The 15337-nt window shown below is 64.4% G+C and carries 10 protein-coding genes and 1 tRNA gene; 6 read left to right on the top strand and 5 right to left on the bottom strand.

The window, feature by feature from the left end:
* Positions 1 to 76: 76 nt before the first annotated feature.
* Genes FJW10_RS25285 through FJW10_RS25275 form a run of 3 tightly spaced genes read left to right on the top strand, consistent with a single transcriptional unit; the run spans position 77 to position 3003 of the window.
* Positions 77 to 1216, top strand: coding sequence for an ABC transporter ATP-binding protein (locus FJW10_RS25285; protein WP_140902089.1), 1140 nt, complete (start codon positions 77 to 79; stop codon positions 1214 to 1216).
* 9 nt (positions 1217 to 1225) lie between these two features.
* Entirely contained in the window at positions 1226 to 2188 is a 963-nt protein-coding gene (locus FJW10_RS25280; protein ID WP_140902087.1) for an ABC transporter permease subunit, read from the top strand.
* Entirely contained in the window at positions 2185 to 3003 is an 819-nt protein-coding gene (locus tag FJW10_RS25275) for an ABC transporter permease subunit (RefSeq protein WP_140679326.1), read from the top strand. Before FJW10_RS25280 ends, FJW10_RS25275 begins: the two co-directional genes overlap by 4 nt.
* A 34-nt stretch (positions 3004 to 3037) precedes the next feature.
* Here FJW10_RS25275 and FJW10_RS25270 read toward each other — a convergent pair whose 3' ends face one another.
* A complete protein-coding gene (locus FJW10_RS25270; RefSeq protein WP_140902086.1) occupies positions 3038 to 4915 on the bottom strand; it encodes an AsmA family protein in 1878 nt (625 codons plus the stop codon).
* Positions 4916 to 5178: 263 nt separating this feature from the next.
* Between FJW10_RS25270 and FJW10_RS25265 the strand changes: the two genes are divergently transcribed.
* Positions 5179 to 7137, top strand: coding sequence for an acetoacetate--CoA ligase (locus tag FJW10_RS25265; protein WP_140902085.1), 1959 nt, complete (start codon positions 5179 to 5181; stop codon positions 7135 to 7137).
* Between the two features lie 248 nt (positions 7138 to 7385).
* Here the strand turns inward: FJW10_RS25265 and FJW10_RS25260 are convergent, their stop codons facing one another.
* Complete coding sequence (locus tag FJW10_RS25260; protein ID WP_140902084.1) at positions 7386 to 11405, bottom strand: PAS domain S-box protein; 4020 nt, start codon at positions 11403 to 11405, stop codon at positions 7386 to 7388.
* Between the two features lie 262 nt (positions 11406 to 11667).
* Here FJW10_RS25260 and FJW10_RS25255 point away from each other — a divergent pair, with 262 nt between their 5' ends.
* A complete protein-coding gene (locus FJW10_RS25255; RefSeq protein ID WP_140833585.1) occupies positions 11668 to 12132 on the top strand; it encodes a phasin in 465 nt (154 codons plus the stop codon).
* A 339-nt stretch (positions 12133 to 12471) separates the two neighbouring features.
* A tRNA-His gene (locus FJW10_RS25250) sits at positions 12472 to 12548 on the top strand.
* 69 nt (positions 12549 to 12617) lie between these two features.
* Here the strand turns inward: FJW10_RS25250 and FJW10_RS25245 are convergent.
* The 3 genes from FJW10_RS25245 to FJW10_RS25235 all read right to left on the bottom strand — a co-directional run bounded on the left by FJW10_RS25245 (position 12618) and on the right by FJW10_RS25235 (position 15334).
* The gene (locus FJW10_RS25245) at positions 12618 to 13094 is read right to left on the bottom strand and encodes a penicillin acylase family protein (protein ID WP_140902083.1); all 477 of its coding nucleotides are present in this window, start codon (positions 13092 to 13094) and stop codon (positions 12618 to 12620) included.
* A 285-nt stretch (positions 13095 to 13379) separates the two neighbouring features.
* Positions 13380 to 14690 (bottom strand): ArgE/DapE family deacylase, encoded by a 1311-nt coding sequence (locus tag FJW10_RS25240; RefSeq protein WP_140902082.1) that lies wholly within the window; start codon positions 14688 to 14690, stop codon positions 13380 to 13382.
* A complete protein-coding gene (locus FJW10_RS25235) occupies positions 14687 to 15334 on the bottom strand; it encodes an isochorismatase family cysteine hydrolase (protein ID WP_140902081.1) in 648 nt (215 codons plus the stop codon). Before FJW10_RS25235 ends, FJW10_RS25240 begins: the two co-directional genes overlap by 4 nt.
* Between the last annotated feature and the right edge of the window lie 3 nt (positions 15335 to 15337).

Raw genomic sequence — 15337 nt, 5'->3', positions numbered from 1 at the left:
AGACACGACCCCGGCAGCCAACTGCCGGGGTCGCTTTCCTTTGGGGAATTTTTAAGAAAGTAACGGAGTGGGGACCATGAAATCGCTTGGCAGCATCCGCAGGGATTTCGCGCCATGGAACGACCCGAACGCCAAGCCGTATATCCAGTTCGATAAGGTCACCAAGAAGTTCGGCGACTTCACCGCCGTCAACAATCTGTCGCTGACCATCTTCGAGCGCGAATTCTTCGCCCTTCTGGGCGCTTCCGGCTGCGGCAAGTCGACCCTGCTCAGGATGCTCGCCGGCTTCGAGGAACCGTCGGCTGGCCGCATCCTGCTCGACGGCCAGGACCTGCGCGGCATCCCGCCCTACAAGCGGCCGGTCAACATGATGTTCCAGTCCTACGCGCTGTTCCCGCATATGACGGTGGAAAAGAACATCGCCTTCGGCCTCCAGCAGGAAGGCATGCCCGGAGCCGATGTCGAAAAGCGCGTCGCCGAGATGCTGAAGCTCGTCAAGCTCGAGCAGTTCGCCAAGCGCAAGCCGCACCAGCTCTCGGGCGGCCAGCGCCAGCGCGTGGCGCTTGCCCGCTCGGTCGCCAAGCGCCCGAAGGTTCTGCTGCTCGACGAGCCGCTCGGCGCGCTCGACAAGAAGCTTCGCGAGGAAACGCAGTTCGAGCTGATGGACCTGCAGCAGGAGCTCGGCCTCACCTTCGTCGTCGTCACGCATGACCAGGAAGAGGCTATGACCATGGCCGACCGCATCGCCATCATGGACAAGGGCGAGGTGATGCAGGTCGCGACGCCCGCCGAGATCTACGAGGCGCCGGCCTCGCGCTTCGTGGCGCATTTCGTCGGCAATGTGAACATGTTCGAAGGCAAGGTTGCCGAACGCACGGCAAGCACCACGCGCATCACCGGCGCGACCGGCGCTGAGATCGTCGTCGACAATGGCAGCAACGCCGCTGCCGGCTCCGACATCGTCTTCGCAATCCGGCCGGAGAAGATCAGGGTTTCCTCCAAAAAGCCGGCCGATGCCGTCAACGCGCTCGAAGGCGAGGTCTACGACGTCGCCTATCTCGGCGACATGACCGTCTACCACATCAGGCTGGACGACGGTCAGATCGTGCGGGCAAGCGCGTTGAACGCCTCGCGCGTCACCGAGGATCCGCTCACTTGGAACGACCGTGCCTGGGTCTCCTTCCGGCCCGATGCCGGCGTCGTGCTGGCCAGGTAGGAGGCTGAGATGACGGATATCGCAGCGACTGCCGCTCCATCGACTGAAACCGCAACACTGCCGGCGAGGCTGGCGAAAGGCTTCGTCAACCGCCTCGTCATCATCATCCCCTATCTCTGGCTGCTGTTCTTCTTCCTCGTTCCCTTCATCATCGTCTTCAAGATTTCGCTGTCGCAGACGGCGATCTCGATGCCTCCCTATACGCCGGTGCTCGGCTTCAAGGACGGCGTTTCGGGATTTTTCGCCGGCGTCCGCGAGCTCAACTTCGACAACTACACCTGGCTCACCCAGGACGCGCTCTATTTCAACGCCTATGTGACGAGCCTGATCATTGCGGGTATCTCGACGGTACTCACCCTGATCGTCGGCTATCCGATCGCCTACGGCATGGCGCGGGCGCCGGCCACGATCCGCCCGACCCTGCTGATGCTGGTGATCCTGCCCTTCTGGACGTCGTTCCTGATCCGCGTCTATGCCTGGATCGGTATCCTGAAGCCCGAGGGCCTGCTCAACCAGGTCCTGCTGGCCACGGGCCTGATCAGCCAGCCGCTGGTGATCCTCAACACCTACACGGCGATCTTCATCGGCATCGTCTATTCCTACCTGCCTTTCATGGTGCTGCCGCTCTATTCCTCGCTGGAGAAGATGGATTATTCGCTGATCGAGGCCGCGCAGGACCTTGGCTGTCCTCCGACCGGCGCCTTCTGGAAGATCACCTTCCCGCTGTCGCTGCCCGGCGTCGTCGCCGGCTGCCTGCTGGTGTTCATCCCGGCGGTCGGCGAGTTCGTCATTCCCGACCTCCTCGGCGGCTCGCAGACGCTGATGATCGGTAAGACGCTGTGGAATGAATTCTTCTCCAACCGCGACTGGCCGGTCTCATCGGCGGTGGCCGTCATCCTGCTTCTGGTGCTGACCATCCCGATCATGTTCTTCCAGCAGGCGCAGGCCAAGGCACAGGAGCAGGGCAGATGAACTCGACCTGGAGCCGTTTCAACATCACCTCGATCGTGCTGGGCTTTGCCTTCCTCTATCTGCCGATCGTGCTTTTGATCGTCTTTTCCTTCAACGAATCGAAGCTCGTCACCGTCTGGGGTGGCTTCTCGACCAAATGGTACGTGTCGCTGTTCCACAACCAGGGCCTGATGGACGCCACCTGGGTGACGGCGCGCGTCGGCGTCATCTCGGCAACGGTGGCGACCGTGCTCGGCACACTGGCCGCGCTGACCTTGACGCGCTTCACGCGCTTCCGCGGCAGGGTGTTGTTTTCCGGCATGGTGTTTGCGCCGCTGGTCATGCCGGAAGTCATCACCGGGCTGTCGCTCCTGCTGCTCTTCGTCGCTGTCGGCCTTGACCGTGGCTTCCTCACCGTCACGCTCGCCCACATCACGCTCACAATGTGCTTCGTCGCCGTCGTCGTGCAGTCGCGGCTGGTCTCCTTCGACCGCTCGCTGGAGGAGGCGGCGATGGATCTCGGCGCGCCGCCGGTGAAGACCTTCTTCCAGATCACCTTGCCGGTCATCCTGCCGGCGATCATCTCCGGCTGGATGCTGGCGTTCACGCTCTCGCTGGACGATCTGGTCATCGCGAGCTTCACCTCGGGTCCCGGCGCCACCACGCTGCCGATGAAGATCTACAGCCAGGTGCGCCTCGGCGTGACGCCGGAAATCAACGCCGCCTGCACCATCCTGATCGCGGTGGTGGCGGTAGGCGTCATCATCGCCTCGATCGCCAACAAGCGCCGCGAGATCCAGCGCCAGCTCGACGAGCAGGCCGCGCAACGCGGTTGAGTGATAGGAGCAAGGGCGCTTTGCGCCCCCGCATCTACTGGCCCGAAACGCCGGGAGCGATCGGCGATATGAACGGCGCGCTCCAGTTGCCGCCGACGAAGAACAGCGACTGGCTCGGCGGCGCGGGAGCCGGACTGGTCGCTTGGCCGTTGGCCTGGGGCTGCTGTACCGGCTGCCCGTTGGGCACCACTCCGCCCGACAGCGCCAGCCCGCGTCCGACATAGGAGGCGATGCCGGATAGCCAGATCTTGTATTTTTGCGAATTGATCTCGGCCTTGTCGAGACGCGCCACTCCCTTAGAAATGCTCGCCTTGATCTCGGCGCCGTCGATCGGCAGCGAGCCATTGGCGACGTCGTCGAGCGCGAAGAAGCCGCCTTGCTGGTTGCGCTTGAGGAAGGCCGGCAGGTCGAGCCCGTTGAGCGTGCCCGGTCCAAAAGTCGCCGAAAACGATCCGTCGGCATTCTCGAAGATGGAGTTCCAGGCCTTGCCCGGTCCCTTGAGGATGATCGACACCGTCCCGGTGCCAGCCGGCATCAGTCGCGTCATTCCTGCCGCCGTGGCAAAGGCTCCCGTATCCACATCCGATGCCAGGAGCCGCATCTCGACCTGCGTGCCTTCCGGCTTGCGGTCGAAGCGCAGGCTGCTCTGGATGTTGCCGTTGAAGGCCGACGCGTCGGATATGTCGAAGACGGCAAGGCCGTTCTTGACCTGCGCGGTGGCCGCGACGTCGGCAAGCTGGACTGGTCCCACCGTGGCATGCGCCGCCGAAAGCCTGAGGTCGAGGTTGATGCGGTCGGCGAAGCTGGTGTCGATGTCGCCGGGGCCGTCCTCGCCGGTGGGCGCGACAGGCGTGAAAGCCGACAGGAAGGATCTCAGGTCCAGCGTGTCGAAGGCGAGCGTGCCGGCTATCACCGGACTGCCCTCGGCGAAGGAGAAATCCAGCGCTCCCATGCCCGGATTGTTGTTGAGCGTGACGGTGGTGTTCTCGAATTTCCCGCGCCCCGCCGAGGCGTTCACCTTGCTGGCGATCGAGACCGCGCCGATCGCAGCACTGGGCGCGATGCCTGCCTGCGACCACTCCAGCACGCGCCGCAGCGACGGCGCGGCAAATTTCGCCTGGCCGTCCAGATAGCCATTGTCCGACATCGAGGCCGTTCCGTCGAAGGAGAACGTCGCAGGTGCCGCCTTGAAGGAAAGAGTGACGGGCGCGGCTCCCCCGGCAAAAAGCACCAGCGGTTTCGTCGAGGAGAAATCGAGCTGCACGCTTTCGCCGCGCCAGATACCGGTCGCGGTCATCGATGCTTCGCTGTTCATCGCTTCCCAGTTCACCTGGCCGTTCAGGCTGCTCAGGATTTCGGCGTCCTTGCCGTCAACCGAAGTCACCACGCGACCATCGCGGAACTCGACGGTGCCGAACGGATCGGACGGCAATTTGCCGAGATCCGGCTTCTGCGGGTTGGCGGTGACCACGCCGCGCGCGGTGTCGATCGAACGCGTGATGCGCCCCCCGGTCGGAAGCGGCGGCAGATAGAAGCCGCTCGCCATGCGCTGGACCCTGATCGTCGGGCGCACCAGCCTCGCGGTCGAGAAAGCGACGTTGCCCCGCAAGGCTGCCATGGCGGAGAGATCGACCTCCACGCGATCGGCCTCGACGACCGAGGGCGCGTCGGTCTCGGTCCATTGCGACAGCGTCACGTCGCTGAGGATGGCGCGGAACTTCGGCCACACCTCGATGCGCGGCGAGCCGTCGATCGTCACCCTGAAGCCGCTCCAGGCGCTCAATTCCCAGGCGATGCGGTCGCGCACGATGCGGGTCGAGGCAATCAGCGGCAGCGCCGCGACCGCGAGCGCGATGATGAGCACGGCAACGCCGATCCCCCACACCCCGCGCCGGATCAGAGATGATGGCATTTTGCCCCGTATGCTTTCATTGCCGACAAATCGCCCGACGGGTGTAACCGAGCGCCGACGCTTTTCAAGTCTTTATGGCCTTGCGATGGCATTTGCGCAGCCGCAGCCATGAGTCCCCCGAACAAAATCTTGCTCCGCTGCGCTGCAATATGCATAAGCGGTCCGCACGATCCCGATCCGCAAGCGCGCCGTTTCCGGGACGATGGCATAGGCGGCGTTGGGCTTGACGGGCTCGAACGCGACGCGCTTTGGGAGGAGTGATCATGGCCGCCGACACACCTTTGTGGACCCCGACGCAGGAACTGATCGACGCAGCGCCCTTAACCGCGTTCATGAAGGCCGCGGAGGCGAAGGCCGGGTTGTCGTTCTCCGGCTATGCCGAACTCCATCGCTGGTCGATCGACGACCGCGAAGCGTTCTGGAGCCTAGTCTGGGATTTCTGCGGGCTTGTCGGCGACAAGGGCGAGCGGCGCCTCGTCGACGGCGAGAAGATGCCCGGCGCCAGCTTCTTTCCCGACGCCAGGCTCAATTTCGCCGAGAACCTTTTGCAGAACACCGGCGCCGGCCCGGCCATCGTCTTCCGCGGCGAGGATCAGGTCGAGCGCAGGCTTTCCTGGAACGAGCTCCACGCGCTGACCTCGCGCCTGCAGCAGCTCTTCCTGTCGCTCGGCGTCAAGGCCGGCGACCGCATCGCCGCGATGATGCCGAACATGCCCGAGGCCATTGCGGCGATGCTGGCGGCAAGCTCGATCGGCGCGGTGTGGTCGTCATGCTCTCCCGATTTCGGCGAGCAGGGCGTTCTCGACCGCTTCGGCCAGATCGAGCCGGTCGTCTTTCTCGCGCCGGACGGCTATTGGTACAACGGCAAGGCGATCGAGGTGGCCGACAAGGTGCGCGCCGTGACCATGAAACTTGCGAGCGTTCGCAAGGTGCTCATCGTCGACTATCTCGGTACCTCGAGCGATGTGGCCGCCACCGTCGACAAGGCAGCCGCGCTCGAAGACGCGCTCTCGCCCTTTGCCGCCAGGACTGTCAGCTTCGAGCGGCTGCCCTTTGCGCATCCGCTCTACATCCTGTTCTCCTCGGGCACGACCGGCATCCCGAAATGCATCGTGCATTCGGCCGGCGGCACGCTGATCCAGCACGTCAAGGAGCACCGGCTGCATGCCGGCCTGCTCGACGGCGACCGGCTGTTCTATTTCACCACTTGCGGCTGGATGATGTGGAACTGGCTGGTCTCGGGGCTGGCCTCGGGTGCTACGCTTTTGCTCTATGACGGCTCGCCCTTCTACCCCGACGGCAATGTGCTGTTCGATTTCGCCGATGCCGAGAAGATGACCTATTTCGGCACCTCGGCCAAATTCATCGATTCGGTCCGCAAGGCCGGTCTGAAGCCGATCGCCAGCCACGATCTGTCAAGCGTGCGCACCATCTCCTCCACCGGGTCGCCGCTGTCGCCGGAGGACTTCCGCTTTGTCTATGACGGCATCAAGAAGGACGTGCATCTGGCCTCGATCTCGGGCGGCACCGACATCGTGTCCTGCTTCGTGCTCGGCGTGCCCACCGAGCCCGTCTGGACCGGCGAGATCCAGGGTCCAGGCCTTGGCCTGGCGGTCGACGTGTGGGACGACGACGGCAAGCCGATCCGGCAGGAGAAGGGCGAGCTCGTCTGCACCAAGACCTTCCCGTCGATGCCGATCGGTTTCTGGAACGACCCCGAAGGCAAGAAGTATCACGCGGCCTATTTCGAGCGTTTCGACAATGTCTGGTGCCATGGCGACTTCGCCGAATGGACGGCTCATGGCGGCATGATCATCCACGGCCGGTCCGACGCCACGCTCAATCCGGGCGGGGTCAGGATCGGTACGGCCGAGATCTACAACCAGGTCGAGCAGATGCCGGAAATCCTCGAGGCGCTCTGCATCGGCCAGGATTTCGACAACGACGTGCGCGTCGTGCTGTTTGTGCGGCTGGCCGCCGGCGTGACCCTCAACGAGGATCTGGAAAAGCGCATTCGCGCCAGGATCCGCACCGGCGCCAGCCCGCGTCACGTACCGGCCAGGATCGTCGCCGTCACAGACATCCCGCGCACCAAGTCGGGCAAGATCACCGAACTCGCGGTGCGCGACGTGGTCCACGGCCGCACCGTGAAGAACAAGGAAGCGCTCGCCAATCCGGAAGCGCTGGAACTGTTCCGCGACCTGCCGCAGCTTGCGAGCTGATGGCATGTCGTGGTTAACGAAATCTGTCCGGCGAATTTACCTAGATTTCACGGGTGGTACACATTCGTAAATTTTTTTGGCACCCGGTAAGGACTTGTTAAGGGACGACCCCGATAGTCGCGTGTAACTTGAGGGAGAAATCCCGATCCTCGTCCCTGAGGTTCAGCTCAAGCCCCCGTTGTGACAGCATCCCATTTCTCAAGGCGTCCTCCAGGACGCCTTTTTCTTTGGCGCGGCTCGTCGGCAGGTTACTCCGCGAGCACGCGGGTCGATGGGAAGGCGACCTCGACCAGGGTTCCTTCGCCAGGCGTCGAGGTGATGGCGAAACGGGCGCGGTTCGCCTCCACCATGGCCTTGGTGAGGGGCAGGCCGAGCCCGGTGCCGTCGCCGCGTCCGCGCTTCAACGCATTGATCTGCTTGAACGGTTTCAGCGCCTGCTCGATCTCGGCCTGGGTCATGCCGATACCGGTGTCGCGCACGCGCATGACGACATCGCCCGAGGCTTCGTAAGCGGTCGAGACGATCACTTGGCCGCCGGCCTGGGTGTAGCGGATGGCGTTGGACAGGACGTTCAGGGCGATCTGGCGCACGCTTCTCAGGTCCGCCACCACTTCCGGCAGTCGCGAGGCGAAGCTGGAGCGGATGATGACGCGTTCGCGATTGGCCTGCGGCTGCATCATCGCCACCGTCTCGGCCAGCGTGTCGTTGAGCGACACCGCCTCGTAATCCATCTCCTGCTGACCGGCCTCGATCTTCGAGATGTCGAGCAGGTCATTGACGAGGTCGAGCACATGGTTGCCCGAGCGGTTGATGTCGCGCAGGTAGTCGCGATAGCGGTCGTTGGTGATCGGGCCGAATTTCTCGTCCACCATCAGCTCGGAAAAGCCAATGATGGCGTTGAGCGGGGTACGGATCTCATGGCTGATGCGGGCCAGGAAATCCGTCTTCTGCGAGGAGGCGCGCTCGGCCACGGCGCGCGCTTGCGTCAGGTCTTCCTCGGCACGCTTCCATTGCGTGATGTCGCGCACCACGGCGCAGAAGCCGCTGTCGTTGGGCAGCCGGCCGATGGTCATGAACAGCGGAATGAAACGTCCCTGCGCCTCGCGGCCGATGACCTCGCGACCGTCATTCAAGACGCTCGCCACCCCCGGCTCCGAAAGGCCGGCGAGATAGTCGCGCGCCGCGCGCTGGCTCTCGATGGCGAACAGCGAGGCAAAGGGCTTGCCGGCGACCTCGTCGCTGTCGAAACCGAACAGCGCCTCCGCCGGCCGGCTGATCGAGCGGATGTCGCCGTCGCGGCCGATCAGCACGACGCCGTCCGTGGCGGTGTCGATGATGGTGCGCATTTCGGCGATGCGCGACTTCAGTTCCGGCACGTCCGGCTGCAGCGCCGGTTCGTCATTGGCGGCGGTGAAATGCGCCGCGTCGTCCTCGCCGGAACGCCGCACCACCAGCATCAGCGCCTTGCCGCCGCGCCACGGGACTGAGCGCAGCAGCGCATCGATCGGAAATTCCTGGCCGTTGCGGGTCTTGAGCTTCAGCGAGTGGTCGCTTTCGTCCGCCGCGGTGTCCTCGGCATATGGATCGGCGAAGAGCGCGCCCAGGCCGCCCGCATCCGCGAGGTCGTCCAGCGCATCGTAGCCGGTGAGTTCGAGGAAGGCTTCGTTGGCATAATGCAGCACGTCGCCCGAATGGATGAGCAGCGGCACCGGCAGCCTGGCGAGGATGGATGCACCGGGCGCCTTGGCTTCTTCTCCGGTCGAAAAAGCGGACGGCACGAAACCCGACAGTTTGAGCGGCGGCACGTCGAGGCGCGGCCGCGCCGGCGCTGCCCCTTCTTCCGGCTGTTCTTCCGCCGCGGCGGCGGCATCCGCGTCGGAGCCTGCCCAATCCTCATTGTCCTGCGCATCGCGGAAATCGTCGGCGGTCATGCTGTCGTCGTTGGCCGTCGCATCAGGGCCGGACTGCCCGGCCGCGACAGGCTTTGCCGCAGGCTGTTCGATCGGCTGCCGCGGTTCCGTGGAAGCAGATTCGTCGGCCTGACGGGCGCCCTCGGCCTGCTCGGGCCGGGAAACCGGCGCACCCCCAATTTCCTCGGCGGATTTCTCCTCATCGGCAAAGTTGAGCAGCGAGCCGGAAACCGCCGAGGTCTCGGCCTGGCCGGTGTCGTCTGCCTCGGCGGCGCCATCGATGCCATCGAGCCGCGCCAGATCTTCCTGGTCTTCCGCTTCGGTCTCCGCTTCCGCGGTCTCCGCATCGGCTTTCGCGTCGTCAGCTTCCGGGGTTTGCGCTGCGGATGCTAAGCTCGCTTCCCGCTCGGAACCGTCGTGCTCCGCTGTGTCGGGCGCAAGCGGCTGGTTTGCGTCGGTCTTCGTTTCGTTGGCCGGTTCCTTCACCGTCGCCGCGCCCTCGCCGCCCGCATCGGGCTGCTTGTCGGCTTCGGCGGCGCGTTCCTCGACAGGCGCGGAACTGTCCTTGCGCAGCCGCTCGCCGATCTCGCGGAAGGCGCTGCGCTCTAGGATCGACAGGCTCCTCTGATTTGCCGGCGTGTCGCTTCCCGGCTGCTTGTCGTTGGCCGGCTGACGATGCTCGGCCAGCCTTATCACCTTGTCGGCAAAGCGCCGCTCCGGCTTCGGCACGATGGTCAATGCCGGCACTTCGCCCTGGAAGGGGTCTTCAGGCTTCGACTGTTCGGTCTGTTTCGTGCCTGGCTGCTCGGCCGGCGGCTCGGCTCCGGCTGGTGCGGCATTCGGCACCAGGGCCATGCCAAGCGCTTCCGGATCGGCCACGGCGTCGGCGCCGCGCGCGACGCCGAAGCCGCGAAAACCCTCGAAGGCGCGGCTGCGGCCATAGACGGGCAGTGCTGCCAGATCGACCGGGATCTTCAGGCCGGTTCCGGCCACCGGCCACAGCACCGAGCGGCCGGACCAGGTATCGCGCCGGTCGAGCAGGCCGGCGATCTCGCCCGAGGCGTCGAGGCCGAAAGTTGCCGCAACATCCTTGAAGCGGCGGCCGATCACATCGGCGGCAGGCTGGCCGACGATGTCGGCGAATTCGGGCGACAGCGCGCTGAACCTGCCTTCGGCGTCAGTGCGCCAGACGAAGCGCAATGGTGGCGCGGAGCGGTCGATGTAGCGGGGCGGGGTCGGCTGGGCCAATGTGGCGGCTTCGCCGCCATCCCGCCCTTGACCTTCGGCCGTTGCGGCCCCCTCCGGTGCGTTCTTCGCCGGCGCTGTCGGCTGAGCATGCCCAGCGTCCTCGTTGCCGGCATTGAAGTACCAATGATCGTGCTGGCCGGCGCCGGCATCGGCGGCCTGCCGGCCGGGGTCGGCGGCGGCCTGATGGTCGGTCCGGGTAGACCGCTGGCCCGCCAGGGTCCGGCTCTCCGCGTCCGGCCGTGCGTCGCCGTCGGGAGCCTCCGGGGCTGGCTCGGTCTCTTCGCCAGCCGCCACGGTAGGCACTCGGTTGTCCTGGAAGGGCTGAGGCTCGGGCTCGATTGCCGGGCTTTCACCTGGCGGCGGGGCGCTAACCGCCTCGGGCGCCGCAACTTGTTGATCGCCCTGGTCGGCGACCGGCTGATCGTCTTGGTCACCATCGGAGTCGTCGAGTTGGTCCTCGTCGATCACCACCAGCAGATGGCGCGTATCGGTAAGCCGCGCAAACCCGGCCGGATAGGAGGTGTTGGTGCCCGGCACGAGGCGTTTGACGACGCGGTCGCCGCTGCTTGCCACATCCGCAACCAGCGCAGCCAGCGTCCGCGGCTCGATGCCGAGCGCCGCAAAGCCGTCCGAGGCTGCTTCGACATCGCCTTGCGCGTCGACGAAGGCAATGAAATGCCCGGCCTCGGTAAAGCCGCCGATTGCACGGCTGGCGATTTCGCCGGCGCTGCGCGAACTGACCTGCGCCGCCGGCACCGCCAGCATGATTGCCGTCTCGCCGTCCGGCATCGCCACTGCGCTGGCCAGGAAGCCTGCGGCGCGACTTACCATGCCGGTGGCCAGCCTTACCGTGATGGCGCGATCGCTGCCGATGTTGGGAAAGCCGCTGGTCGCCATGATCTGCCGGCGCGCGACCAGCGGCAGCCGCGCCGAGGCGCCGATGATGGCCTCGATATCCGGATAACCGAACACCGACGCCCCCGGACCGTTCGCCCAGATCACCTGTTCGAGGTCGACCGACAAAATGGCCAAGGCATCGCCCGCGGCAAAGCGCTGGCGCACCGCGTCGAGCACGGCAACGTCGAGGAAGGAGTAGTTTTCAGGCGGCATGCGCTGGCCAACCCTCCGGAGCGGGCATTTTTTCAGTTAACGCTTTGTTAATAAAAGCCCGCGGCCCGGAGGTCCACAAGCCTGGGCTTGTATCGGTCGAAATCTCTGGGCTCTTGGTTAACGGCTCTTATGGCTAACGTAGGGGAAGATTTTATGGTGCGGTGCAACAAACATGTTGCAATGCACAAAAAATCCTTTATATTGCCATCATACATGAACGAGACGGCTTTCTGTCAAAGCCGCTGCCCCGAAAGGTTGGAAAATGTCCAAGACCACCGCCAAGACCGCAGAGACCATCGAGAACGTTGAATTCCCGAGCTTCGATGCTTCCAAAGCCACCGACCAGATCCGCGCTTTCGCCGAGAAGGGCGTCGAGCAGTCGAAGGAAGCCTATGCCAAGCTGAAGACCGGCGCCGAGGAGACCCAGAAGGTTCTGGAGTCGACCTACGAGACCGCCAAGACCATTTCCAGCGACGTTTCGCTGAAGGCCATCGCCGCGATGCGCGCCAATGCCGAGGCCAGCTTCTCGCACTTCGAAGCCTTGGTCGGTGCCAAGACCCTTTCGGAAGTCGTCGAGCTGCAGACCTCCTTCCTGCGCAAGCGCGTCGAAATGGCTGTCGAGCAGGCCAAGGAGTTCCAGGCCGTTACCACCAAGGCGGTCGAGGACGTCTCCAAGCCGGTAAAGAGCGCCTTCGAGAAGGCGATGAAGGACGCCAAGGCTGCCTGATTTTCGCGCACAACCCTGCGATGCATCAAAACGTCGCATTTCGTCAGACAAATAGTCGTGCGATAGGGTTGAACAACCAGATACCCGGAAATGGAACCTCCTCCCTCCGTTTCCGGGGTGACCAGCCAGCACCTCCTCCCGCTGGCTCGTAACAGGAAAAGGCCGGCACCTCCTCCCGCCGGCCTTTTCTTTTGCCTTGACGAAGGCGGATGAGGAAACCCGTCCTTTACCTTATCAAGGCCCTTGAATTAGAATCCGATAGCCCGTATTTGACGCATCGCCGAACGACAGAGCGGATCGCGGGGAAAGAAGCTTCCTCGATCCGGCTCAGGCAGGCGTGCCGTTGTAGCTCAGCTGGTTAGAGCGCCGGATTGTGGATCCGGAGGTCGCTGGTTCGATCCCAGCCAACGGTACCATCGGGCTTTTCGCTAAATATCGGGAATACTGCCGAATTCGCGATTCGGACCGTCGCGGTCGCGCCGAGCCTATGCGGCGCGTTGCGGCACGAGCTTCAAGGTCAGCACCGCCGCGACTTCGGCGGCCTTGTCGGTATGGACGAGCGGCACGTAATCGCCCGCGGCCCATAGCGGCGCCATGTCGCCGCAATGCTGCGACCGCGGATAGCTCAACTGGCCCGTAGTGTTGATGCAGACGCTGTTGTCCCAGTCGCCGACATCGACGACGATCCGGAACGAGGCGCCGATGGTGAGCCGGAAGTCGGTGGCTCGGTAGGAGCCATTCATCGGTGTGCTGTCGCTGCCACTGAAAGCGAAGGAGCCGACATTCCATTGACCCTTGGCATCGGCGACCGCTCCAGCCGGGTGCTCGAAAGGCGCCTCGTGCAGGCGGCCCCATGCCCATTCATCCGTATCGGGGCCGAGCATCTGCAGGCACGTGTCGTAGGCTTTCGCCAGACTGCCAAGCGCCAGCGCGGCGAACTCTCCCGGAGCCTCGGCCGCCATGGCTTCGAGCCGATCGAGATGCCGGCGGTGTAGGGCACCGTGCCGGGATCGGTCCAGACGGTTCGGATCGCCACCGCCAGACGCCGGTTGGGATATTCGGCGATCACAGGCCCGTGCCGAGTGAAACGCAGGGCGAGCGCTGCCTCGCCGCAACCCTTGACCGCGGTGGTCTCGCCGATGTCGCGGAAGGGCTCCTAGCCGTCTCCGTAACGGTAGAGCCGGGATCCTCCGGATGCGTCTCGTTACCCCTGATATTTTGCTTTGTTGGATTGCGGGTCGGTCGGTTCAGGCGCCGCCGCACGTGTCGATGATGGCCGCGGCGATGACCTTCGTGGTCTCGATCAGGCTTTCGATCTCCACGCATTCATTGTCGCCGTGGAAGCCGTCGCCGGCCGGTCCGTAGATCACCGGCACCACGCCGGCGCCGGCGTAATGCGCCGCATCGGTGACGGCTTCGAAACCCTTGATCGCGGGCGCCTTGGCCTGCACCTCCGTGGCGCGTTGATTGAGCGATTGCACGAGCGGTGCGTCGACCGGGGTGTTCATCGGCGGAAAGTTGAGGCCGAAGAGATCCCATTCTATCGATGGCGGATGATCCCGCATCCAGGCGTCGGAGGCGGCGAAGTGGTGGACGAAGTTTTCGAACTCCGCCTTCACGTCCTCGAACTTCTCCTGCGGCATGAATTTGTAATCGAGGTCGATGGTGACGATATCGGGGATGATGGCCGCGTTGGTCATGATCGCCGGCGTGCCGTCGGGACCCATGCCCGCGCCGCCGCGGATGACGCCCGGATTGATCGTGGCGAGGCCCGCGGGCACGAGCGGGTGCCAATTGTCCCGGCAGCGCGAGGTCTCGAAATCGCGCAGCGCCATCAGGAAGCGCGTGGCGAGTTCGATCGCATTGACGCCGGGTGTGAGACGGCCCTCGACATGCGGCTGCGGCCAGATCGAGTTGAAGCGCCAGCCGGCATGCGCCTGCTTGCCGAAAATCGTCACGCGCACCCAGGTGAGCCCACCTTCGGCCGGCACGATGTTGCCCCAGGTCGGCTCGGCGATAATAGCGCTTTTCGCCAGGCGCGAACGCTTGACGAGATCCATCGCGCCAAAGCCGCCGGCCTCCTCGTCGACCACGGTGTGGATGGCGAGCCGGCCGTCGAGCTTGACGCCCGCCTTGCGGACCGCGCGGGCCGCCGCCACGCAGGCGGCGACGCCAGCCTTCATGTCGATCGCGCCCCGGCCCCAGATGCGGCCGTCCTTGATGTCGCCGCCGAACGGATCGCAGCTCCATTTCGACTGATCGCCGACCGGCACGACGTCGACATGGCCGCAAAGAATAAGGCTTTTCTCGTCGCTGCCTGCCCACTCGCCCGTGAGGTTCGGCCGGTCCGGAAACACGTCCCAGCGGTCGATGCCGAAGCCGAGCGCCTCCAGTTCGCCTGCGAGATGGGTCTGTACGTCGGCCTCGCGGTTGATGGCGGGGTCGGTCTGAAATTTCGGATTGACCGATGGTATCCGCACGATGTCCCGGGTCAGTCCGACGACATAGTCCCGGTCCTCTTCGACGGCCTTCCAGACGGCGGAAATCATGTCGCTCATTTCGCTGGCCCCTGCAATTCGTCGAGAAGCTGGTCGGTGGTCACCTGGCGGCAATAGCCCTTGATGGTGCGGAGCGAATTGTCGTGGCGTTCCTGCGAATAGGTCGCGCAGGCATCGGTCACCTGCGTGACGAGATATCCAAGGTCGCAGGCGTCGCGGACCGCGCTTTCCACGCACTGGTCGGTCAGGAGCCCGGATATCACGAGCTGGCGCACGCCGAGATTGCGCAGGATGTAGTCGATATGCGTGGAGACGAAGACCGAGGAGGACGTCTTGGGAAGGCAGATCTCGTCGTCCGCGGGCGCCAGTTCGTCGATGACCTTGCCGTCCCAGGATCCCTTCGGCACATGGAAGCCGGTGATCTTGTAATCCAGGCTGCGATCGCGGCCATCCTTGGTCAGGCTTTCGATCGTCGTGTGCATGACCTCGATCCCTTCGGCTCGGAAGGCATCCAGCAGGCGCTTCATGTTCGGGATGGTTTCGCCCTTGATGCGCTTGAAGAACCAGCCGTACTTTTCCTCGAATTCGGCTTTGCCGAGGTCCTTGAACTCGCCGCCGTCCGGATGCGCCGAGAAATTCTGCACATCGATGAACAGGATGCAGGACTGTTCCGGCATCAGCGGAACGTTGCGTGTCAGTTCCATTCC

Source organism: Mesorhizobium sp. B4-1-1, from assembly GCF_006439375.1.
Classification (GTDB): domain Bacteria; phylum Pseudomonadota; class Alphaproteobacteria; order Rhizobiales; family Rhizobiaceae; genus Mesorhizobium.
This window is presented reverse-complemented; position numbering and strand designations above follow the sequence as displayed.

Coding starts and splice junctions, on each gene's coding strand:
- FJW10_RS25285 (WP_140902089.1), top strand. CDS start 77: ATGAAATCGCTTGGCAGCATCCGCAGGGATTTCGCGCCATGGAACGAC.
- FJW10_RS25280 (WP_140902087.1), top strand. CDS start 1,226: ATGACGGATATCGCAGCGACTGCCGCTCCATCGACTGAAACCGCAACA.
- FJW10_RS25275 (WP_140679326.1), top strand. CDS start 2,185: ATGAACTCGACCTGGAGCCGTTTCAACATCACCTCGATCGTGCTGGGC.
- FJW10_RS25270 (WP_140902086.1), bottom strand. CDS start 4,915: ATGCCATCATCTCTGATCCGGCGCGGGGTGTGGGGGATCGGCGTTGCC.
- FJW10_RS25265 (WP_140902085.1), top strand. CDS start 5,179: ATGGCCGCCGACACACCTTTGTGGACCCCGACGCAGGAACTGATCGAC.
- FJW10_RS25260 (WP_140902084.1), bottom strand. CDS start 11,405: ATGCCGCCTGAAAACTACTCCTTCCTCGACGTTGCCGTGCTCGACGCG.
- FJW10_RS25255 (WP_140833585.1), top strand. CDS start 11,668: ATGTCCAAGACCACCGCCAAGACCGCAGAGACCATCGAGAACGTTGAA.
- FJW10_RS25245 (WP_140902083.1), bottom strand. CDS start 13,094: ATGGCGGCCGAGGCTCCGGGAGAGTTCGCCGCGCTGGCGCTTGGCAGT.
- FJW10_RS25240 (WP_140902082.1), bottom strand. CDS start 14,690: ATGAGCGACATGATTTCCGCCGTCTGGAAGGCCGTCGAAGAGGACCGG.
- FJW10_RS25235 (WP_140902081.1), bottom strand. CDS start 15,334: ATGGAACTGACACGCAACGTTCCGCTGATGCCGGAACAGTCCTGCATC.